The organism is Albimonas marina, from assembly GCF_029223255.1.
Lineage (GTDB): Bacteria > Pseudomonadota > Alphaproteobacteria > Rhodobacterales > Rhodobacteraceae > Albimonas.
Map to the genome: position 1 here is coordinate 697,700 of NZ_JARHUC010000003.1, position 19,250 is coordinate 716,949.

General features: G+C 74.1%; 19 protein-coding genes. 10 read left to right on the forward strand and 9 right to left on the reverse strand.

The window, feature by feature from the left end; translation table 11 throughout:
- Nucleotides 1–49: 49 nt before the first annotated feature.
- Complete coding sequence (locus P2H44_RS10880) at nucleotides 50–397, reverse strand: hypothetical protein (protein ID WP_275763546.1); 348 nt, start codon at nucleotides 395–397, stop codon at nucleotides 50–52.
- Nucleotides 398–744: 347 nt separating this feature from the next.
- On the opposite strand from P2H44_RS10880, the gene P2H44_RS10885 reads away from it, so the two are divergent.
- Nucleotides 745–1,905, forward strand: a complete 1,161-nt coding sequence (locus P2H44_RS10885; protein WP_275763547.1) for a M20 aminoacylase family protein — start codon at nucleotides 745–747, stop codon at nucleotides 1,903–1,905.
- A 65-nt stretch (nucleotides 1,906–1,970) separates the two neighbouring features.
- Nucleotides 1,971–3,131 (forward strand): acetylornithine deacetylase, encoded by a 1,161-nt coding sequence (gene argE / locus P2H44_RS10890; protein ID WP_275763548.1) that lies wholly within the window; start codon nucleotides 1,971–1,973, stop codon nucleotides 3,129–3,131.
- Between the two features lie 388 nt (nucleotides 3,132–3,519).
- Here the strand turns inward: argE and P2H44_RS10895 are convergent, their stop codons facing one another.
- Together P2H44_RS10895 and P2H44_RS10900 are read right to left on the reverse strand one after the other, a co-directional pair.
- Nucleotides 3,520–4,467 carry a DUF2927 domain-containing protein gene (locus P2H44_RS10895; protein WP_275763549.1) on the reverse strand — a complete coding sequence of 316 codons (948 nt, stop codon included), beginning with the start codon at nucleotides 4,465–4,467 and terminating at the stop codon, nucleotides 3,520–3,522.
- A 90-nt stretch (nucleotides 4,468–4,557) separates the two neighbouring features.
- Nucleotides 4,558–4,875, reverse strand: coding sequence for a hypothetical protein (locus P2H44_RS10900; RefSeq protein ID WP_275763550.1), 318 nt, complete (start codon nucleotides 4,873–4,875; stop codon nucleotides 4,558–4,560).
- A gap of 310 nt (nucleotides 4,876–5,185) precedes the next feature.
- On the opposite strand from P2H44_RS10900, the gene P2H44_RS10905 reads away from it, so the two are divergent.
- The 4 genes from P2H44_RS10905 (at nucleotide 5,186) to P2H44_RS10920 (ending at nucleotide 7,777) form a co-directional block, all read left to right on the forward strand.
- Complete coding sequence (locus P2H44_RS10905) at nucleotides 5,186–5,422, forward strand: DUF4169 family protein (RefSeq protein WP_275763551.1); 237 nt, start codon at nucleotides 5,186–5,188, stop codon at nucleotides 5,420–5,422.
- The gene (locus tag P2H44_RS10910) at nucleotides 5,419–5,730 is read left to right on the forward strand and encodes a ribbon-helix-helix domain-containing protein (RefSeq protein WP_275763552.1); all 312 of its coding nucleotides are present in this window, start codon (nucleotides 5,419–5,421) and stop codon (nucleotides 5,728–5,730) included. Before P2H44_RS10905 ends, P2H44_RS10910 begins: the two co-directional genes overlap by 4 nt.
- Before the next feature lie 103 nt (nucleotides 5,731–5,833).
- The gene (locus P2H44_RS10915) at nucleotides 5,834–7,087 is read left to right on the forward strand and encodes a DUF2333 family protein (protein ID WP_275763553.1); all 1,254 of its coding nucleotides are present in this window, start codon (nucleotides 5,834–5,836) and stop codon (nucleotides 7,085–7,087) included.
- A 180-nt stretch (nucleotides 7,088–7,267) separates the two neighbouring features.
- Nucleotides 7,268–7,777, forward strand: a complete 510-nt coding sequence (locus P2H44_RS10920) for a hypothetical protein (RefSeq protein WP_275763554.1) — start codon at nucleotides 7,268–7,270, stop codon at nucleotides 7,775–7,777.
- 194 nt (nucleotides 7,778–7,971) lie between these two features.
- Here the strand turns inward: P2H44_RS10920 and P2H44_RS10925 are convergent, their stop codons facing one another.
- Nucleotides 7,972–8,469, reverse strand: a complete 498-nt coding sequence (locus tag P2H44_RS10925) for a YcbK family protein (protein WP_275763555.1) — start codon at nucleotides 8,467–8,469, stop codon at nucleotides 7,972–7,974.
- 440 nt (nucleotides 8,470–8,909) lie between these two features.
- On the opposite strand from P2H44_RS10925, the gene P2H44_RS10930 reads away from it, so the two are divergent.
- From P2H44_RS10930 to P2H44_RS10945, 4 genes are all read left to right on the forward strand, one after another.
- A complete protein-coding gene (locus P2H44_RS10930) occupies nucleotides 8,910–10,781 on the forward strand; it encodes a L,D-transpeptidase family protein (RefSeq protein WP_275763556.1) in 1,872 nt (623 codons plus the stop codon).
- Between the two features lie 174 nt (nucleotides 10,782–10,955).
- A complete protein-coding gene (gene lpxD / locus P2H44_RS10935) occupies nucleotides 10,956–12,035 on the forward strand; it encodes a UDP-3-O-(3-hydroxymyristoyl)glucosamine N-acyltransferase (protein WP_275763557.1) in 1,080 nt (359 codons plus the stop codon).
- 131 nt (nucleotides 12,036–12,166) lie between these two features.
- A complete protein-coding gene (locus P2H44_RS10940; RefSeq protein ID WP_275763558.1) occupies nucleotides 12,167–12,472 on the forward strand; it encodes an acyl carrier protein in 306 nt (101 codons plus the stop codon).
- A gap of 4 nt (nucleotides 12,473–12,476) precedes the next feature.
- Complete coding sequence (locus P2H44_RS10945; RefSeq protein WP_275763559.1) at nucleotides 12,477–13,721, forward strand: beta-ketoacyl-[acyl-carrier-protein] synthase family protein; 1,245 nt, start codon at nucleotides 12,477–12,479, stop codon at nucleotides 13,719–13,721.
- Between the two features lie 101 nt (nucleotides 13,722–13,822).
- Here P2H44_RS10945 and P2H44_RS10950 read toward each other — a convergent pair whose 3' ends face one another.
- From P2H44_RS10950 to P2H44_RS10970, 5 genes are all read right to left on the reverse strand, one after another.
- The gene (locus P2H44_RS10950; RefSeq protein ID WP_275763560.1) at nucleotides 13,823–14,560 is read right to left on the reverse strand and encodes an invasion associated locus B family protein; all 738 of its coding nucleotides are present in this window, start codon (nucleotides 14,558–14,560) and stop codon (nucleotides 13,823–13,825) included.
- Between the two features lie 407 nt (nucleotides 14,561–14,967).
- On the reverse strand, nucleotides 14,968–15,918 hold the full coding sequence (locus P2H44_RS10955) for a metal ABC transporter permease (protein ID WP_275763561.1): 951 nt from the start codon (nucleotides 15,916–15,918) through the stop codon (nucleotides 14,968–14,970).
- Nucleotides 15,915–17,132, reverse strand: a complete 1,218-nt coding sequence (locus P2H44_RS10960; protein WP_275763562.1) for a metal ABC transporter permease — start codon at nucleotides 17,130–17,132, stop codon at nucleotides 15,915–15,917. The genes P2H44_RS10955 and P2H44_RS10960 overlap by 4 nt, the downstream gene beginning before the upstream one ends.
- Before the next feature lies 1 nt (nucleotide 17,133).
- Entirely contained in the window at nucleotides 17,134–18,048 is a 915-nt protein-coding gene (locus P2H44_RS10965) for a metal ABC transporter ATP-binding protein (RefSeq protein ID WP_275763563.1), read from the reverse strand.
- A 2-nt stretch (nucleotides 18,049–18,050) separates the two neighbouring features.
- Complete coding sequence (locus tag P2H44_RS10970) at nucleotides 18,051–19,088, reverse strand: metal ABC transporter solute-binding protein, Zn/Mn family (protein ID WP_462976280.1); 1,038 nt, start codon at nucleotides 19,086–19,088, stop codon at nucleotides 18,051–18,053.
- Between the last annotated feature and the right edge of the window lie 162 nt (nucleotides 19,089–19,250).

Consider the following 19,250-nt stretch of genomic DNA (forward strand, 5'->3'; position numbering starts at 1 on the left):
CGGCCCGGTCCCGCCCCGCCCGGTCCCGCCCCGATCAGTCCCGCCCCGATCAGTCCCGAACCGCGTAGAGCCGGTCGGCGATGCAGGCGACCATCCGCCGCCCGTCCGAGAGCACCACCACGTCGGGCCGCCACCCCGCGCCGAGGCCCGCGCCCGTGCACACCACGCTGCGGTCCTCGTCGAGCAGCAGGATCCGGCCGGGGACGCAGCCCTGGAAGGTCTCGCTGCGCCCGGAGGGGTCGACGGTGCCGCTCAGCGTGCCGCGGTAGATGATCTGCCAGCCGACGAACTCGGCCACGTTCATCCGGCAGCCGGAGGGCGCGGCGGCCGAGGACGCGGGCACGGCGGCGAGCGCTGCGGCGAGGACGGGGGCTGCGGCGACGGCGGGGCGGGGCATGGGGCGACTCCTGGGCTCCCGGCCCGGGGCGCGGGCCGCGGGGCAGGGTAGGGGCGCCAGGGTTGCCGAACCCTCTCCGGAGGGGGGGCGGGCCTGCGGCCTCGGCCGGGGTCCAGCGCGCGCGGCGGTGGGCGAGGGGCGGCGGCGAGCCCGGTCCTCCGCGGCGGGGGCTCCGCGCGGAGGGGCGGGCCGTCCCGGCTCCCGACGCCGCCTCCCGCGCCCCGCTCCCACGCCCCGCGCGGCGCGCCGGGCCGCGTGCCCCTTGACCGGCCCCGCCTGCGGAGCGACGAATGTCCGAACCTTCGCGCCCCCCGCGCGGCCCCCCACGTCCCGCTCCCGGAGCCCCCATGCCCGTCATCCCCGAGATCGCCGACCGCCTCGAGACCTTCGCCGCGATCCGCCGCGACATCCACGCCCATCCCGAGATCGGCTTCCAGGAGGTGCGCACCTCCGGCATCGTGGTCGAGAAGCTGAAGGAGTGGGGGATCGAGGTGCACACCGGCATCGGCGGCACCGGCGTGGTGGGCGTGATCGAGGGCAAGTCCCCCGGCCGCACCGTGGGCCTGCGCGCCGACATGGACGCGCTGCCGATCGAGGAGGAGACGAACCTGCCCTGGCGCTCGACCGTGCCGGGCGTCTCCCACGCCTGCGGGCACGACGGGCACACCACCATCCTGCTCGCCGCCGCCCAGCGCCTGGCCGAGACGCGCGACTTCGCGGGCCGCGTGGTGCTGATCTTCCAGCCGGCCGAGGAGGGGCTGGGCGGCGCGCGCGCGATGATCGCCGACGGGCTGTTCGAGAAATTCCCCTGCGACGAGGTCTACGGGCTGCACAACTCCCCCTACACCGATCCGGGCGTGGTGGGGATCAAGCCGGGCGTGGCGATGGCGGGGGCGGATTTCTTCGACATCCGCATCCGCGGCGTCGGCTCCCACGGCGCCTCGCCCCAGCACTCGAAGGACCCGATCATGGTGGCGACGGCGCTGGCGCAGGCGCTGCAGACCATCCGCTCGCGCAACGCCCCCCCGCATGAGGCGGCGGTGCTCTCGATCACCCAGATCCACTCGGGGGCGGCCTACAACGTGGTGCCGTCCGAGGCGACGCTCTCGGGCACCATGCGCTTCTTCACCGACGAGGCGGCCGAGCGGATGCGCACCCGCATGCGCGAAATCGCCGGCGGCCTCGCCGCCGCCTTCGGGGTGGAGATCGAGGTCGACATCCGCGACATCTTCACGGTGCTGGAGAACGACGGCGGCCTGTCGGAGATCGTGGCCGGCATCGCCGCCGAGGTCACCGACAAGGCGCTGGTGAAGATCCAGGACGAGGCCGCCACCGGCTCGGAGGACTTCGCCGACATGCTCAAGGCCGCGCCGGGGGTCTATTTCACCGTCGGCCACAAGGGCGACGTGCCGCTGCACAACCCCGCCTTCGTCTTCGACGACGATGCGATCCCGCTGGGCGCCTCGATGCTGGTGAAGGTCGCCGAGGCGCGCCTCGCCGCCGGCTGAACCCGAACGCAGACCCGCGACGCGCCGCCCCGGAACGGGCGGCGCCTTCGCTTTCAGGAGGTCCCATGGGCGACCGCTACACCCCGCGCGAGATGCTCGAGAAGCTGGTGTCCTTCGACACCACCTGCACCCGCTCGAACCTCGCGCTGATCGAGTTCGTGCGCGACTACCTCGAGGGCCACGGAGTGGCCTGCACGATCACCCCCAACGATGCGGGCGACAAGGCGAGCCTGTTCGCCAACGTCGGGCCGATGGTTCCGGGCGGCGTGGTGCTGTCGGGGCATACCGACGTGGTCCCGGTGGAGGGGCAGGACTGGTCGCGCGATCCCTGGACGCTGGTCGAGGAGAACGGGCGCCTCTACGGCCGCGGGGCCTGCGACATGAAGGGGTTCGACGCGCTGGCGCTGACCATCGTGCCCCATGCGCTGGAGGCGGGGCTGAAGCGCCCGATCCAGATCGCGCTGAGCTACGACGAGGAGGACGGCATGTACGGCGCCCCTCCGATGATCGAGCGGATGCGCGCCGAGCTGCCCGAGGCCTCGGCGGTGATCGTGGGGGAGCCCACGAACCTCTCGGTCGTGGGGGCCCACAAGGGGATCCTGGAGCTGATCGTGCGCGCCAAGGGGTTCGAGACGCATTCCTCGATCCGCCACAAGGGCGTGTCGGCGGTGCATCTCGCGGCCCGCATGGTCACCTGGCTGGACGACCGGCAGGACGAGAACCTGAGCCGGCCGCTGCCGGGGGCGGAGCTGTTCGACCCGCCCTGCACCTCGGTCCACGTGGGCGAGTTCCAGGGGGGCGAGGCGCACAACATCACCGCCGGCCGGGCCTGGTTCTCGGTCGACGTGCGGGCCTGCCCGCCGGAGACCTCGGCCGAGTGGCTGGCGCGCATCCGCGAGAAGGCCGCCGAACTGGAGGCCGCCGCGCGCAAGGTGCGCCCGGAGGCGGAGCTGCGGGTGGAGGTGAAGGCCGACGTGCCCCCCTGCGCCCCCGAGGAGGGCGGCGCGGCCGAGGCGCTGCTGCGCCGGCTGACCGGGGACAACGCCTCGAACGCGGTCAGCTACGCGACCGAGGCGGGGCTGTTCCAGCGGGTCGGCTACTCGACCGCGGTCTGCGGGCCGGGCGACATCGCCCAGGCCCACCAGCCCGACGAATACCTCGAGGTCGAGCAGCTGGAGAAGGGCGAGGCCTTCATGAAGCGGCTGGTGGAGACGCTCTCCGCCTGAGGGCGGCAACTGGGGCTTTCGGGACCAGAACGCGCCGCGGAGCCGCCCGGACGGCCCCGCGGCGTTTCGCTTCGGCGAGGGAAGCGGCGGCTGGTCGGGCGCGGCCGGGGCGGGCGCGTCGATGGCGCTGGGGCGCCACATGCGTGGCATTTCGGGCACAGCCTGCGGACGCATTCAGCTTCCTGATAAGATTCAGGATGCATTCATAATGATTGCTGCATTCATGGCGATGGCCCGGTTCCCGAAAGGGTAGTTGGTCCAGAGCGTTGCGTCGCGTCATGCGTGTAAGGTGTGAAGTCGTATGGCGTCCTGACTTCACCGCTGCAGCAGTCCCGTCGGCCGACTTCCCCGGCCGGCGGGCGATGCGCCCGCCCCCCCTTTCCCCCGCTCAGCGCATCAGGCCGTCGAGGATCGCATCGATCTCCGGCGCCGCCTCCTCGCGGGTCATGCCGGTCTTCAGGCGGGGGTCGTAGAGGATCGACAGCGCCAGCCAGTCGTAGGTGGTGGGGATCGTCTCGACGCCGTCGTCGTTGAACATGGTCTGCGCCACGGTGCGGCTGTCGTTGATCGGGCCCAGGGCCTGGATCACCTCCTCGTAGACGCATTCGGAGAGGTGGGGGCTGATCTCGAGCGCCACGACCGACAGCGCGAGCTCGGCCGAGTCCTCGGCCCGGAAGCGCACCTCGGCGAAGCAGACCGGGCGGCCGCGCATCAGGAAGGGCAGGGCGAGCCGGTCGAAGCGCCGCGCCGCCATCTCCTCGTCCGCCCCGGCCAGGCGCGCGAGGCCCACGAGGCTGTCCTTCAGCCAGAGGCGCTTGCCCACGAAGATCATCAGGCCGGGGGGGCCGTCCCACAGCTCGATGCGCGAGCGGGGGATCAGGGTCAGGCCGGTCAGGGCGGGGAGCTTCTCGGCCAGCAGCTTGAACGGGCCCCAGAAGGCGGGGTTGGTCGCGAAGTCGGGGTCGTCGGAATAGACCTCCACCGGCACGCCCCCGCGGCGGAAGCGGCGCAGGCGCGCGTCCGACCAGTGGGCGGCGTCGCCGGGAAGCTGGAACATCTCCCGCCCGAAGCCGATGTCGAGCGCGAGCTGGCGCAGGATCGCGGGGTCCAGCGTCTCGCCCCCCGGCAGGCGGATCGCGGGGCGGTCGGGGGCGGAGGGGGCCTCGCCCGGAACGCTCTCGCTCGTGGCGCTCTCTTCTACTGCATCGGGCGCGCCGGCGGGCGCCTGCGCAGGCGTCTCGGTCTGCGCGCCGCCCGCGGTCTGCGCCGCGGCGGGCGGGGACGTGGCGAGGCACAGGGCGCTCAGCAGGGCTGCGAGGAGCGGCGGTCGGAACATCGGGCCTCCAGAATCGGTCGGCGCACGATGCCCTGCCAATCGGGGCGAGCGCGAGGCGCCGCGCGCGGCGCCTCGTCGCCCGGGGGTCGCTCAGGCGCCGGGGCCGCCCTCGGCCTCCATGGCCAGGGGCCAGGGGAACAGAGCCCGCAGGCCGCGCCAGGTCAGCCAGCAGGCGGGGGCGAGCAGGGCGACCTCGGCCCAGAACAGGGGGCCGGCCTCGCCCGAGAAGGCCTCGACCAGCGTGGCGACGCCGCCGTAGGCCGTGCCGAAGACCACCAGGTAGCTGATCGAGGCCCCCAGCATGTAGCCGGAGATCCCGGGATCGCGCCCGGGGCGGTTCAGCCAGATCCGCGCGAAGGAGAGAACCAGGAACCCGGCGTAGAGCACCGGCGCGCCATAGCGAAGCATCGAGGGGCGGCTCCCGTGACGGCGGGCGACCCGCGCCGCGCCGAGGCGCCGGCGGAGCGCCGGCGATGGGAGCAGATGGGGCGTCCCGAGCGGCCGCGCAAGCGGTCCCCGCGCGCGTCTTTCAGGCGACCGGAACGCCTGGGCGCCGGACTTTGGCGATCCAGGGCGTCGCGCTTGGCGCAGCCGTCGAGGCGGCGTTCGCGCGCGCCTTCCGCGCCGTTTCCGGCCGGGTCGCCGCGGCGGGGGGCGGCGCCCCCTCGCCCGGGCGGCCGCGGGGCGCTAGACTCCTCCCCGCAAGGGAGAGACGCCGATGGCCGAGATCATCAACCTGCGCCAGGCGCGCAAGAAGCGCGGCCGCGAGGCGCGCCGCAAGGAGGGCGACGCCAACGCCGCCCGCCACGGCCGCGCCGCCGCCGACAAGGCGCGCGAGGCCGCCGAGGAGGCGCTGGCCCGCCGCCGCCTGGACGGCCACCTGCGCGAGGCGACGGAGGACGAGGCCCCCGACGCGCCTGAAGATCCCGCCCCCGACGATCCCGGCCCGCGATGAGCGCCGCGTCCCTCTCCTCGACCGCCGCGTCCCCGGCGCCCTACGCCGCGCCCGAGAAACGCTCGCTGACGCTGCGCGGCCACCGCAGCTCGGTGACGCTGGAGCCCGAGTTCTGGGAGGCGTTCCGCGCGCTGGCCGCGCGGCGGGGGCAGGCGCTGAACGCGCTCGCCGCCGAGATCGACGCGACCCGCCCGCCCGAGGTGGGGCTCGCCTGCGCCCTGCGCACCTTCGTCCTGCGCCAGGCCATCGCCGGCGCGCTGTCGTCCGAACCTGACGCCCCCGACACGCACGCAGAGGGGCCCCGATAGCGTCGCCCGCGTCCAAGCGCGGCGCCCCGACGCCCCCCTTCGCCTTTTCCTGCCGCGCCCGAGAAGCTACCTCTTGTGCGCCGAAGCGAAACCGGAGCCATTCATGACCCGCATCGTCGACTTCCTGGTGGAGATCCTGGAGCGGATCGGGCGGTTCTTCGGCCTCCGCCGCAAGACCGACCCCAACGATCCCTTCGCGGACCCCAACCGCGGCTGGTTCCGCCGCCTGCTGGGCGCTCTGCCGGCGATCCTGACGGTGCTGGCCATCGTCTACGTGGGCGTGCTGTTCTGGCGGTTCTGCTTCTATCCCGGCATGGACGTCGCCTATCCCCAGCGGATCATCCCGCAGGAGGGCGTGATCCTGGACCGGCCCGAGGTGACGCGCCCCAACGGCGACGCCGAGCCCGGAACCTCGACCACCGCCAGCGCCGACTCCGGCCTGCCGGCGGGCGACACCAGCGCGGCCGGCAACTCGGACCCGCGCACCTGCGCGCATTCGCGGATCGTGCAGATGCAGGTGGGCCTGCTGGACCTGATGGTGAACCAGAACCCCTGGGTTCCGGGCGATCCGCAGTACCGGCTGGGCTTCTTCGGCCTGATCGACTTCGCCGACACGCCCTGGTTCGACAACAAGGCGGCGATGCAGATGGGCATGCTGACCGTGGTGCGGCGCGTCTCGCTCGACCTCGCCGACACGCTGGGGCGCGTGCGCGGCACCTCGGAGGCCGACCCCGACCTGCAGGCCGCCCAGGGCCGCCTGCGCGTGAACGAGCGCGCCTGGGTGCTGAACAATCCGTTCGACCCGCAGCTGCAGACGGTGATGGAGGGGGCGGAGCAGTCCTATCGCGGCGCGATCCCGCTCTATCAGAGCTACAATGACCGCCTGGGCGCCTGCAACGCGCTGTTCGACGTGCGCCGCGACAACCTGCGCACGCTGATCGACCGGCTGGCGGCGGACCTCGGCTCGATGGCCTCGCGGCTGAACACCCGCTCCAAGGCGAAGGAGTGGTCGGTCGAGAAGAAGGCCTTCGTCGACGCGGGCGGCAACAACCTGGGCTACTTCGACTTCCGGGCCGACAATCTGTTCCACGAGGCCCGCGGCGAGCTCTTCGCGCTGCACGGCGTGCTGCAGGCGGTGCGCCAGGACTTCGCCAAGACCATCGAGGTCTCGGACCTGCGCCAGGTCTGGGACCGGATGGAGGCGCATATCGCCGAGGGTGTGCGGATGAACCCGATGATCGTGGCCAACGGGCAGGAGGACGGCACCGTGACCCCCGACCACCTGGCCGTGATGGGTGAGAAGCTGCTGCGCGCGCGGGCCAACATGGTGGAGCTGCGCGACATCCTTGATCGCTGACCCGGGCGCCGGCCGGGGCGGGCGCCGGTCCTTCGGGGGCGGCGGGGCCCTCGACCCCGGCGGGCGACTCGGGCAGTCTCTGGATGAGGGGGGGCCGGTCCGCCGGCCCCCTTTCGCGTCAGGCGTGACCCCGCGTATCGGAGGGTTGAGCGATGGAAGCCGCGTCATGACGGCCGCGCGATGAGCGCGGCCGCCGAGGATCCCCGGAGCAGGCGCAGCGTGCGCGGGGCGCAGATCAGCGTCGCGTCGTCCTTCCTGCTGCTGGGGGCGCTGGCCGTCTACGGCGCCTCGCTGGGCCTGGGCGAGGCGCTGGGGCCCGACCGCGACATGGCCGCCTGGATCGAGGACCTGGCCGCGGAGGTCGATCCGAACGCCGCCGCGGCCCTGGAGCCGTTCGAGCTTCGCCAGCGCTTCCGCGACAAGGTCCTTCGCTGCACCGGCATCAGCGCCGGCACCTGGCCCCTGCATCTCGACGACCTGCCCGGCCGCACCTCGCTGCGCCACGGGAGCGAGGCGATGCCCTCGCTGACGGTGGATTTCAACGCGCTGCGTGCCCAGGGCCTGCGCGGAACCTTCGTGCGCCGGGGCGTCGAGGGGCAGGCGGACGCGGCGACGGTCGACGCGGTGCTCGCGGCCGGGCTGCTGGGCGTCTACGCGCCGGGGCGGCCCTGTCCGCCGGCCGCGGGCTGAGCGGGGCGGGCATGGGGCGCGCGGCGCCCGGCCGGAGGCCGCGGGGCGCACCCCGGAACGCCGACGGCCGGGCGCAGGGCCCGGCCGTTCGGAACGTGTCGCATCGCTCAGGTCTTTCGCGCCCGCGCCCGGAGGAGGCGAAGGCGATCGGTCCGGCCCGTCGGGGCCGCGTCAGGCGCCGCGTGCGGAGGGGCTCAGGCGCCCCAGGTGCGGACGGGGCCGCAATCCATGTGCACGAAGTTGGAGCGCGAGTACCGCCCCACGCCGCCGGCGCTCAGGCTCTCGGCCGCGCCGGCGATCTGGCGCACGGTCCGGCCCTTGAGCTTCACGTCCACGGCCATCGCCCGGGTGTGGTAGCTGTTGCGCGCCACGCCCGAGGAGCGCTGGCGCATCGCCGCGTTGGTCTGCGGCGAGCGGTAGCCCGACACCACCTCGAACGGCTCGTTAACGCCCAGCCGGGCATGCGCCGCGGCCAGCACGTCCAGCGCGCGCTCGTGGTAGGGCTTCACCAGATCGGCGCGCCAGTCCCGCAGGATGCCGCTGATCTCCTGAAGCGCCTCGGGCACGTATTCGCCATCGATCCAGTAGACCGTGTCGAGCTGCTCCTGCAGCCGCGAATTGACGAACCGGATGCGTCGGAACGCGCCCTTTCCGGAGTTGATCGACGGCGCTGCAAGGGCCTGCCCGCCCATGGTCGCCGCAAGGAGTCCGCCAGCGAGACCCGCTAGGGCCGCGCGACGGGACACTCGCCCGTAATCGCTCGGTTTCACTGTCTGTCGCCTCGTTCGTCCGTCTAGCCGATGTTTCTCGGCGGTTCTTGGTGGACGCCCGGAATATGCCACGCGGGGCGCCAAGGTTAAAGTTGCAGATTCGCAGCGCTTTCCCGTCCGGCGCCCGGGGAAAAGGCGCCTGTCGCAGCGTGAAACGATCGCCTGCCTGCCGGTCGGGCGCCGCGTCGCTTGGTGGAGGGCGTCGCCGCCCCTTGGAAGCCCGGGCCGGTTCGGCCCTGTATCTGCGGCGGATTTCACACGCCCCGACCCTTCGTCCGCGGCTCACGGGGGCGTGTCCTCGTCGACCCCCGGCGTTCACGCTATGATCTTCGCAAGCGGATCCCTGTGTCAGAGGCGCCACTATGTCGTTCAAGTTCCACATTGTCGCCGCAATCGCCGTCGGCGGGCTCGCAGGAGGCGCGTCGCTCGCGCCCGCGGGTCCCGCCGTCGCCCAGACCCTGGGTCTGACGGCGAGCCCGGCGGCGACGGCCTCCTCCACGCCGGTCAAGGATGCCCTGCTGGGCGCGGACCGCACGGCCTCCGAGGCGGCCGCGGCCCCCGCAGAGACGTCCGCCGAGGTCGCCTCCGTCGAGACCGCGCCCGAAGCCGCGCCCCAGGCCGGGACGGGCGCCGCGGCGCCGGTCGAGGCGGTTCCGCCCGCCCCGGCGCCGGCCCCCGAGACCGTGGCCGCCGTTCCCTCGCCCCAGACCCCGCTGGCCGCCGCGATCCTGCGCGCCGCGGCCTCGGACGGCGAGCTGAAGGCCTGGTACGCCGCGCGCGACGGCCGCCCCGCCTGGACCGTCTCGGGCGGCGAGCTGGACGCGCAGGCGCTGCTCGCGCGTCTCGACGAGGCCGAGAGCCACGCGCTGCCCGCCGCCGCCTATTCGCCCGCCGCGCTGCGCCAGCGCGCGCAGGGGGCGCTCGCCTCCTCCGGCGCGCCCGAGGACATGGCGGCGCTGGAGCTCGACCTCAGCCGGGCGCTGGTGCGCTATGCCGGCGACATGAGCGCGGGCGCGCTGGTGCCCAGCCGCATCGATTCCGACATCCACGTCTTCCCCGACCGGCCGAAGGCGATGGCGCTGATGACCCAGGCCGAGACCGCGCCGGACCTGGGCGCCTGGCTCGACGGGCTGGCCCCGACCGATCCGGGCTACGCGCCGCTGCGCGCGCTCTACGCCCGCCTGCAGACCGAGGCGGCCTCGGGCGGCTGGCGCGCCACCCTGTCCGAGGGCGGCACCCTGCGCCCCGGCCAGACCGGCGAGCGGGTGACCCAGCTGCGCGCGCGCCTGGCCGAGCTCGGCGAGCCCACGCCGGCCTCCGCGAGCCCCGAGCTCTACGACGCGGGCCTCGAGACCGCGGTGAAGGCCTTCCAGCGCCGCCACGGGCTGAACGACGACGGCATCGCCGGCGCGCGCACCTTCGCGGCGCTCGGCGCGGACGTCGGCTCGCGCATCCGGCAGGTCGCGGTGAACCTCGAGCGGATGCGCTGGGCGCCCCATGACCTGGGCCGCAAGTACATCGTGGTGAACCAGCCCGACTACCGCCTGCGCCTCTACGAGGACGGCAAGCTGATCCACCAGACCCGCGTGGTCGTGGGCCAGCGCCAGCACCAGACGCCCGAGTTCATCGACGACATGGACCACCTGGTGGTGAACCCGTCGTGGAACGTGCCCCGCTCGATCGCGACGAACGAGATCCTGCCGGCGCTGCGCAAGGATCCCTACTACCTCGAGAAGCAGAACATGCGGCTGATCTCGACCGACGGCGGCCCGGTGCCGGCGGATCCGTCGTTCGTGGACTGGACGCAGTATTCCAAGGGCCACTTCCCCTATCGCGTGAAGCAGGCGCCGGGCGACGGCAACGCGCTGGGGAAGGTGAAGTTCATGTTCCCCAACCAGTTCTCGATCTACCTGCACGACACGCCGTCCAAGCGGCTGTTCTCGCGCGACGCGCGGGCCTTCTCGCACGGCTGCGTGCGGGTCGAGAACCCGTTCGAGCTGGCCTACATCCTGCTCGCCCCGCAGTACGCGGACCCCAAGGGCTCGTTCCAGTCGCTGCTGGATTCGGGCCGCGAGCGCTGGGTGAACCTCAAGGAGCCGGTGAAGGTGAACCTCACCTACCGCACCGCCTGGGTGGACGAGCATGGCCAGGCGCAGTTCCGCGCCGACGTCTACGACCGCGACGAGGCGGTCTGGGCCGCGCTGGAGGAGAAGGGCCTGGCCCCCGCCTACTGAGGCCCGCCTGAAAAGCCGCGGCGCCCCGCGCCGCGATCCCGCCCCCGCGCCGTCCCCGGCGCGGGGGTTTTTCATGCGCCCGATCCCGCGCCGGGGACTGGCCGGGGCGCCTCGCGGCCGCTAATCAGGGCGCGGGGGAGGCGAGCCGGCCCCCCGCAATCGACGGAGCCGCCCATGACCGCCCATCGCATCGCCGACGTCGCCGCCGCCCTGGGGCTGGAGCATGCCGGCGACGGGGACCTGATGGTGCGCACGCCCGCTCCGCCCGCCCAGGCGGGGCCCGAGGACCTGGCCGTCGCGATGGACCCCAAGTTCCTGGGCGACCTCGCCGCCGGCCGGGCGCGGGCGGCGGTGCTGCCGGCGGGAGCCGACTGGCGGGGGCTGGGGCTCGCGGCTGCGATCTTCGCGCCGCGCGCGCGCTACGCCATGGCCGGGCTGACCGCGCGCTTCCAGCACCCGGTCGACGCGCCCGCGGGGGTGCACCCTTCGGCGATCGTCGACCCCTCGGCCGAGATCGGGCCCGGCGCCTCGATCGGGCCGTTCGTGGTGATCGGGCGGGACGTGAAGATCGGCGCGCGGGCGCGGATCCTGAGCCATGTCTCCGTCGGGGCCGAGGCGCGGATCGGCGACGACGCCCTGCTGATGGAGGGGGTGCGCATCGGCGCGCGGGCCCGCATCGGGCATCGCTTCATCGCCCATCCCAACGCGGTCGCGGGCGCGGACGGCTTCAGCTTCGTCACGCCCGAGCCCGGCGCGGTCGAGGCCGCGAAGGACCGCGGCGCCTCGGACGTGTTCGGGGCGGCGGCGACGGTCTACGTGCGCATCCACTCGCTGGGATCGATCTCGGTGGGCGACGACGTGGAGCTGGGGGCGGGCGCCTGCCTCGACCGCGGCACCCTGAAGGACACCACGATCGGGAACGGCACCAAGATCGACAACCTCGTGCAGGTCGGCCACAACGTCTCGGTCGGCGCGCACTGCCTGCTGTGCGCGCATGTGGGCATCGCCGGCTCGGCGGTGATCGAGGACCGGGTGGTGCTGGGGGGCAAGGCGGGCGTCGCCGACCACCTGACCATCGGCCATGACAGCGTGATCGCGGGAGGCTCGGGCGTGGGCACCAACGTGCCGCCGCGCTCGGTCATGATCGGCTCCCCGGCGATGAAGCGCGACGAGTTCAACCGCATGTACATGGCCATGCGCCGCCTGCCGCGGGCGATGGACAAGCTGCGCGCCCTGACCGGAAGCCTGCGCTGACCCCTTGCGCCTGCCGGAGGGTGGGACCAGATTTCGCCTTCCCTGACCTCCGTCGAGGGGGTAACAGGGCCGTCGGGCGGACCGTCGCTCCGTCGACGTCGCCGGGCTTTGTCGTTCCGTGGGAGGTCGAGATGACCGATGCCGCCGCCGCCGCCGCCGCAACCGGATCCGCCGAGGACGAGGTCGCCCGCGAGGTGATCCGCATCATCGCCGACCAGGCCGTGCTCGATCCCGCCGAAGTGCGCCTGAGCTCGACGCCCGAGGAGCTGGGGGTCGACAGCCTCGGCCTCGTCGAGACCGTCTTCGCCATCGAGGAGCGGTTCGACATCTCGATCCCTTTCAACGCCAACGACCCTGCGCAGAGCGAGTTCGACATCGCCGACGTCGCGGCGATCGTCGCAGCGGTGAAGCGCCTGATCGCCGAGCAGAAAGGCTGAGCGCATGACCGCTCCGCGCGCGCAGAGCGCCGCAGGCGGCCCGCGCCGGGTCGTCGTCACCGGCATGGGCGTCGTCTCGGCGCTGGGGCTCGACTCGGGCGCGCACTGGCGGGCGCTGGTCGAGGGGGTCTGCGGGATCGGCCCGCTGGAGATCCGCGACCTCGACCGGCTGAGCGTGGGGATCGGCGGGCAGGCGAAGGGCTTCGACGGGGGGGAGCGGTTCTCCCGCTCCCAGCTCACGCTCTACGACCGTCACGCGCAGCTCGCGCTGACCGCGGCCGCCGAGGCCTGGGCCCAGTCCGACCCCGGCCTGAGCGAGGCGGAGGCCCTGCGCGCCGCGGTGGTGATCGGCACCGCGCTGCCAGGGATGAACACGGTCGACGACAGCTATCGCGCGGTGTTCGAGGAGGGGAAGAGCCGGGTGCATCCCTTCGTGGTGCCCCGGCTGATGGTCTCGGCGCCCGCCTCCCACATCTCGATGACCCACGGGCTGAAGGGGCCGGCGTGGACGGTGTCGACCGCCTGCGCCTCGGCCAACCACGCCATCGGGCAGGCCTTCCACCTGGTCCGCTCGGGCGCCGCGCCGCTGGCGGTGGCGGGCGGGGCGGAGGCGCCGCTGACCTTCGGCGCGATGAAGGCCTGGGAAGGGCTGCGGGTGATGACGAAGGACGTCTGCCGCCCGTTCTCTAAGGGCCGCACCGGCATGGCCATCGCCGAGGGCGCGGGCGTCTTCGTGCTCGAGGACCTGGAGCGGGCGCAGGCCCGCGGCGCGACGATCCTGGGCGAGGTGGCGGGGTTCGCGATGTCGGCGGATGCGGGCGACATCGTGCAGCCCTCGGTCGACGGCGCCTCTCGCGCCATCGCGGGGGCGCTGGCGGACGCGGGCATGGACCCGGGCGAGGTCGCCTACGTGAACGCCCACGGCACCGGCACCGCGGCCAACGACCGGACCGAGGTCGCGGCCCTGCGCCAGGTGTTCGGGGGGCTGGCGGACGGGCTCTCGATCTCGTCCACCAAGTCGATGCACGGGCATGCGCTGGGGGCCGCGGGGGCGCTGGAGTTCGCCGCCGTCCTGGGCGCGCTGCGCGAGGGGGTGATCCCGCCGACGGCGAACCACCTCGAGGCGGACCCCGAGTGCGATCTCGACGTCACCCCCAACGTGGCGCGGGAGCGGGCGGTCCCCGCCGCGCTGAGCAACGCCTTCGCCTTCGGCGGGCTGAACGCGGTGCTGGCGCTGCGGCGGGTCTGAGGGGGCCGGGGGCGCGGTCCGAGGGGGCCGGGCCTTGCCGAACGCGAAACGGGCCGCCCCATGGGGCGGCCCGTTCGGTTTCCGGCCCGAGGGCGCGCGGCTTACTCGGCCAGCGCGTTGTAGGCGGCGGTGAAGCCCGACAGCGAGATGTCGATGTTGAACTCGGTGCCGCCCTGGCCGCCCTGGGGCACCACGAAGCCGAACTTGGCGACCGCGCCCTTCTTCATGGCCGAGACCATGGCATTGGGAATCGGCTGGCGCATCAGGCAGCCCTCGGACAGGCAGATCGAGAACTGGGCGCGCTGGCTCTCGGCGCTGTCGATCTGCAGGCTCAGCCCCTCGCGCAGGAACACGCCCAGGGGGACGCGCACGTCCATCACCGCCTCGACGGTGCCCTGCTGGGTCTGCTGCGGGGGGATGCGGCGGATCGACAGCTCCATCACCTCGCGGCCGTCGGCGTTGTAGCCGAGCTGGCGCATGATGCAGGGCGGCTTGCCGTCGAGGCACAGGATCGTCCAGTCGCCATGGGTCGCGACCACCTGCGGCTGCGGGCCGGCGGGCTGCTGCGGGGCCTGCTGGGCGGGCGCCTGCTGGGCGGGCGCCTGCTGGGCCTGGGCGGGGGCCTGCTGGGCGGGCGCGGCAGGCGCCAGGGCGGGGGCCTGGGCCGCGGGCGCCTCGGCGGCCGGGGCGGCGGGCGCGGGGGCCTGCGCCGCCGGGGCCTGGGCGGGGTCGCTCGTCCCGGTCTGCGCCTGCTGGGCGAGCGCAGGGGCCGCCGCGCCGGCCATCAGGGCGGCCAGCGCCGCAAGGCGGAGGGAAGAGCGGACGTGGGTTCTCGGCATGTCGATTCCTGTGCGCTTCGGGCTCGGTCTCCGCGCGGCGTCTCCGGGCGCGCCCGTCGCGGCGCTCGGCCCCGGACGGTGCGCCGCGGTGCACGCGCGGCTCGGCTCGGGTTCGGGTTCTCGCCGCCGCTAAAGGCGAAATCAAGGCCCGCGCCGGAGAGGGGCGCGGGACCTCCCCGGAAAATGAAAAGGACGCCCTCCCAAGCGTCCTTTTCCCGCATGTGCGGCGTTCTTTTGGTGGACCGCTCCCCGTTTCGCCCGGTCTCCGGGTTCTCGGCGGGGGCGGGCCCCGTAGGTCCCTGTCGGACTGGCCGTGCCAATCGCAAGGGGGACGCTACGGTGAGTCGCAGGGGGGGTCAAGCCCCGTGGAGGGCTGGCAAGCATTGATCTTTCCCTAACGCCATTCGTCAGGAAACCGTAGCGTTGGCGCGACGCCGCCGCGGGCCCGCCACGCAGGCCAGCGCCAGGATCGCGCCGGCGACCACGGCGATCATCCCCGCCGCCCCGACCGCGTCGGAGGCCCCGAACCACAGCGGCCCGTAGCCCGCCAGCACGTAGCCCAGGATCGAGGAGACGGCGGCGAACAGCAGGCTCCACGCCACCTGCCGGCCCAGCCGGTCGGTCATCAGCCGAGCGGCGGCGGGGGGGCAGACGAACATCGCGATCACGATGATCGAGCCGACGGCGTCGAAGGCCGCCACCGCCGCCGTGGCGGTCGCCATGGTCAGCCCCACGCCGATCAGCCCGGTGGGCAGGCCGATGGCCGAGGCGTGGCCCGGATCGAAGGTGGTCAGCGTCAGCTCCTTCCAGAACAGCCGCGTCAGGATCGCCACCGCCGCCAGCACCACCGCCAGCCGCGGCGCCGCGTCGGGCAGGGAGGCGAGCGCGGCGGGGTCGAGCAGCGAGCTCCACCCCTGCGCGTCGAACCAGATCAGCGACTCGAGATTGCCGTAGAGCGCATGCTGCACGTCGAGATGGACCGAGGAGGCGTCGGAGCGCTCCAGCAGCAGGACGCCGGCGGCGAAGAGGGCGGTGAAGACCACGCCCATCGCCGCCCCGCTCTCGATCCGGCCGAGGCGGCGCACGGCCTCGATCAGGGCGACGGCGACGACGGCGGCCGCGCCCGCGCCCAGCAGCATCGGCCAGGCGGCCACCGTGCCGGTGACCAGGAAGGCGAGCACGATGCCCGGCAGCGCGACGTGGGAGATCGCGTCCCCGATCAGCGCCTGCCGGCGCAGCAGCAGGAAGTTGCCCGGCAGCGCGCAGGCGAGCGAGGCGAGCAGACCCACCAGCATCGGCGGCAGGGAGATCATCACGAACTCGGGCGAGCGGATCTCGGCGATCATGGCGACGATCATGCGGGGGCGCCCCCCAGGGCGAGGCGACGGTCGATCTCGGCGATCTGGTCGGGGGTCAGGCTGCGCTCGAGCGGGGTGAGCCCGTCGTAGCGCTCGGCCACGCCCGCCTCGGGCAGCAGGGTTCGGGCGAGGGTCCAGCGGGCCTCGTCGCGGGCGGCGCGGGCGGCGGCGGCGCGGCCGGCCTCGGTCATCGCGCCGTCGGGGCGGATCAGGCCCCGGCGCAGCATCAGGCGCAGGGTCAGCCGGTCGTAGACCGCCTCGCCCCGCGCCAGCGCCAGCAGGCCCTGGCGCAGGTGGACCCGCGCCTCGAGCCGGCGGCGGCGCAGGAGGGCGGCGAGCACCCCGCGGCGCGGGGAGGCGAGGAAGGAGACGGCGAAGATCGCGAAGGCGACCAGCACGATGATCGGCCCGGTGGGCAGGCGCCCCTCGATCGAGGAGATCGCCGCGCCGACGTAGCCCGAGAGCCCGCCGAAGGCGGTGGCGAGCAGCGCCAGCGTCGAGACCCGGTCGGTCCAGAAGCGGGCGGCGACGGGGGGGATGATCAGCAGGGCGACGATCAGGACCAGGCCCACGATCTTCAGCCCCACCACGGTGACCAGCAGCGCCACGCCCATCATCGCGAGGTCGGTGCGCCAGACGCCCACGCCCGTCGCCTCGGCGTGCTCGGGGTCGAAGGCGACCAGCGTCATCGGGCGGCGCAGGGCGAAGACGAGGGCGGCGGCGAGGGCGCCCGCGACGGCGATGGTGATCGCCTCGGACTGAAGCATCCCGGCGGTGGAGCCCAGCAGGAACCCCTCGAGCCCCGCCGCCTTGCCCGCGGGCACGGTCTGGATCACCGTCAGCAGCACGATGCCGAGGCCGAAGGAGACGGAGAGGACGGCGCCGATGGCCGCGTCCTCGGCGAGCCGCGTGGCCCGGGTGATCCAGGCGACGAGGGCGAGGCCCAGCCCCGCCGAGATCGCCGAGCCCAGCATCAGCCCCGGCAGGAAGCGCCCGTCGCCGCCCAGCGCCACCATCGCGAGGAAGGCCGCCGCGACCCCGGGCAGGGTGGCGTGGCTGGCGGCGTCGGAGACCAGCGCGCGCTTGCGCAGGAACAGGAACGAGCCCGCCCCCCCGGCCGCGAGCCCCAGCATGCCCGCGCCCAGCGCCACCAGCGAGGCGTTCCAGCCCCCCTGAAGCGTCAGCGCCGCGATCAGCGCGCCGGCGAAGTCCATCTCAGGCCCCTGCGGCGAGATCAGGGGCGAGGTCGGCGGCGGGGCCGCCGAGGCCGAGGCCGGTGGTCGCGAGGCGCCCGCCGTAGGCGGCCTGGAGGTTCGCCTCGGTGAAGGCCGCCGCCGTCGGCCCCTCGGCTATCTTGGCGCCGTTGAGCAGCAGCACGCGGTCGAAGTATTCCGGCACGGTCGCGAGGTCGTGGTGGACGCAGGCCACCGTGCGCCCCTCGTCGCGCAGGGACTGGAGGACCGAGACCAGCACCCGCTCGGTCGCCGCGTCGACGCCGGCGAAGGGCTCGTCGAGCAGGTAGAGGTCCGCGTCCTGCGCCAGCGCGCGGGCGAGGAAGACCCGCTGCTGCTGGCCGCCCGAAAGCTGGCCGATCTGGCGCTCGGCGAAGGCCTCCATGCCCACGCGGGCGAGGCAGGCGCGCGCCGTCTCCCGGTGGCGGCGGGAGGGCAGGCGGAACAGGCCGATGCGCCCGTAGAGGCCCATCATCACCACGTCCTCGGCGAGCGCGGGGAAGTCCCAGTCGACGGAGGCGCGCTGGGGCACGTAGGCGACGCGGGCGCGGGATTTCGCGAAGGGGCGGCCGAAGACCGTCACCTCGCCCGAGACGGTCGGGATCACGCCGAGCGCGCCCTTGAGGAAGGTGGACTTGCCCGCGCCGTTGGGCCCCACGATGGCGGTCATCGAGCCGGCGGGCAGGTCGGCGTCGACGGAGAAGATCGCGGGCTTGTCGCCGTAGGCCACCGTCAGGCCGCGGACGCGGAGCGGCGCGTCGGCGCTCGCGCCGGTCGCCGCCGGTCCGCCCGCGCCGCGCTCCGGCCCCTGCGCGCGGGGCGGGCGGGCGGCGCCGGGAACGGAGGCTCCCAGCGCCACGCGCGGCGCGCGGGGAGCGAAGCTTTCGAACAGGCGCATGATCACAGCCCCGCCGAGAGGCGGCCGTCCATGCCCCGCTCGGGCGCCGCGCCGCCCAGCGCGCGGGCGATGGCGGTGACGTTGTGGTCGATCATGCCGGGGTAGGTCCCCTCGTAGGTGCCGGGCTGGCCCATGGCGTCGGAGAAAAGCTCCGCCCCCACCCGCGCGTCGTGGCCGCGGGCCTGCGCGCCCTCGATCAGGGCGCGCACGTTGCGCTCGGGCACCGAGCTTTCGACGAAGACCGCGGGGATCGAGCGGGCGGCGAGGACGCCGACCAGCTCCTCGATCCGGGCGAGGCCGGCCTCGGATTCGGTGGAGATGCCCTGGATGCCCATCACCTCGAACCCGTAGGCGCGCCCGAAGTAGCGGAAGGCGTCGTGGGCGGTGACCAGCACGCGCCGCTCCGGCGGGATCGAGGCCAGCGCCTCGCGCGAGTAGGCGTCGAGGCGGGCCAGGGTCCGCGTCGCCTCCTCGGCGCCGGCGGCGTAGGTCTCGGCGCCCTCGGGATCCAGGTCGGAGAGGGTCGCCTGCAGCGAGGGGATCAGGCGGGACCAGAGGGCGGGGTCCATCCACACGTGCGGGTCCCAGCGGTTCTCGTAGACCTCGGCGCCCAGGCGCAGGTCCTCGGGGATCGAGACCTCGGCGAGTTCGACCACGGGGCGGCGGGCGGCGAGCTCGTCCAGGAACTCCTCCATCTGCGCCTCGAGGTAGAGGCCGTTGGCGAGCACCAGGTCGGCGCGGGTCAGGCGCACGATGTCGGTGCGGGTCTGGCGGTAGGCGTGGGGATCGACGCCGGGGCCCATCAGGGCCGCGACCTCGACCCGGTCGCCGCCCACGCGCCGGGCGAGGTCGGCGATCATCGAGGTGGTGGCGACCACCTGCAGGGGCGCGGCCGCGCGGGCGCCGCGGGGCAGGCCCGCCGCCAGCGTCGCCGCCGCCGTCCCCGCCAGCAGCGCGCGGCGGGAGAGCCCGGAGGCGGGTCGCGGTCGGGCGGCGGCGGGGCGGATCGAAGCCTCGGGGAGCGTGGCCATGGGGGGCATGAAGGGGCGGGGCCTTGGATTGCTGAGATTGAGAAGCGTTCGCAAGTAACATGGCGCCTCGCGGCGCTGCGTCAAGAGGATTCCCGCGGCCGCGGCGCCGAATTGGGGGCGCCGGCGCCCGGGCGCCGTTCATTCGGGCGCCTGCGGCCCCCAGGCGCCCGC

Coding starts and splice junctions, on each gene's coding strand:
- P2H44_RS10920 (WP_275763554.1), top strand. CDS start 7,268: ATGAGCGCGGCCGCCGAGGATCCCCGGAGCAGGCGCAGCGTGCGCGGG.
- lpxD (WP_275763557.1), top strand. CDS start 10,956: ATGACCGCCCATCGCATCGCCGACGTCGCCGCCGCCCTGGGGCTGGAG.
- P2H44_RS10940 (WP_275763558.1), top strand. CDS start 12,167: ATGACCGATGCCGCCGCCGCCGCCGCCGCAACCGGATCCGCCGAGGAC.
- P2H44_RS10895 (WP_275763549.1), bottom strand. CDS start 4,467: ATGTTCCGACCGCCGCTCCTCGCAGCCCTGCTGAGCGCCCTGTGCCTC.
- P2H44_RS10955 (WP_275763561.1), bottom strand. CDS start 15,918: ATGATCGTCGCCATGATCGCCGAGATCCGCTCGCCCGAGTTCGTGATG.
- P2H44_RS10910 (WP_275763552.1), top strand. CDS start 5,419: ATGAGCGCCGCGTCCCTCTCCTCGACCGCCGCGTCCCCGGCGCCCTAC.
- P2H44_RS10925 (WP_275763555.1), bottom strand. CDS start 8,469: ATGGGCGGGCAGGCCCTTGCAGCGCCGTCGATCAACTCCGGAAAGGGC.
- P2H44_RS10965 (WP_275763563.1), bottom strand. CDS start 18,048: ATGCGCCTGTTCGAAAGCTTCGCTCCCCGCGCGCCGCGCGTGGCGCTG.
- P2H44_RS10915 (WP_275763553.1), top strand. CDS start 5,834: ATGACCCGCATCGTCGACTTCCTGGTGGAGATCCTGGAGCGGATCGGG.
- P2H44_RS10945 (WP_275763559.1), top strand. CDS start 12,477: ATGACCGCTCCGCGCGCGCAGAGCGCCGCAGGCGGCCCGCGCCGGGTC.
- P2H44_RS10970 (WP_462976280.1), bottom strand. CDS start 19,088: ATGCCCCCCATGGCCACGCTCCCCGAGGCTTCGATCCGCCCCGCCGCC.
- P2H44_RS10880 (WP_275763546.1), bottom strand. CDS start 397: ATGCCCCGCCCCGCCGTCGCCGCAGCCCCCGTCCTCGCCGCAGCGCTC.
- P2H44_RS10905 (WP_275763551.1), top strand. CDS start 5,186: ATGGCCGAGATCATCAACCTGCGCCAGGCGCGCAAGAAGCGCGGCCGC.
- P2H44_RS10960 (WP_275763562.1), bottom strand. CDS start 17,132: ATGGACTTCGCCGGCGCGCTGATCGCGGCGCTGACGCTTCAGGGGGGC.
- argE (WP_275763548.1), top strand. CDS start 1,971: ATGGGCGACCGCTACACCCCGCGCGAGATGCTCGAGAAGCTGGTGTCC.
- P2H44_RS10950 (WP_275763560.1), bottom strand. CDS start 14,560: ATGCCGAGAACCCACGTCCGCTCTTCCCTCCGCCTTGCGGCGCTGGCC.
- P2H44_RS10900 (WP_275763550.1), bottom strand. CDS start 4,875: ATGCTTCGCTATGGCGCGCCGGTGCTCTACGCCGGGTTCCTGGTTCTC.
- P2H44_RS10930 (WP_275763556.1), top strand. CDS start 8,910: ATGTCGTTCAAGTTCCACATTGTCGCCGCAATCGCCGTCGGCGGGCTC.
- P2H44_RS10885 (WP_275763547.1), top strand. CDS start 745: ATGCCCGTCATCCCCGAGATCGCCGACCGCCTCGAGACCTTCGCCGCG.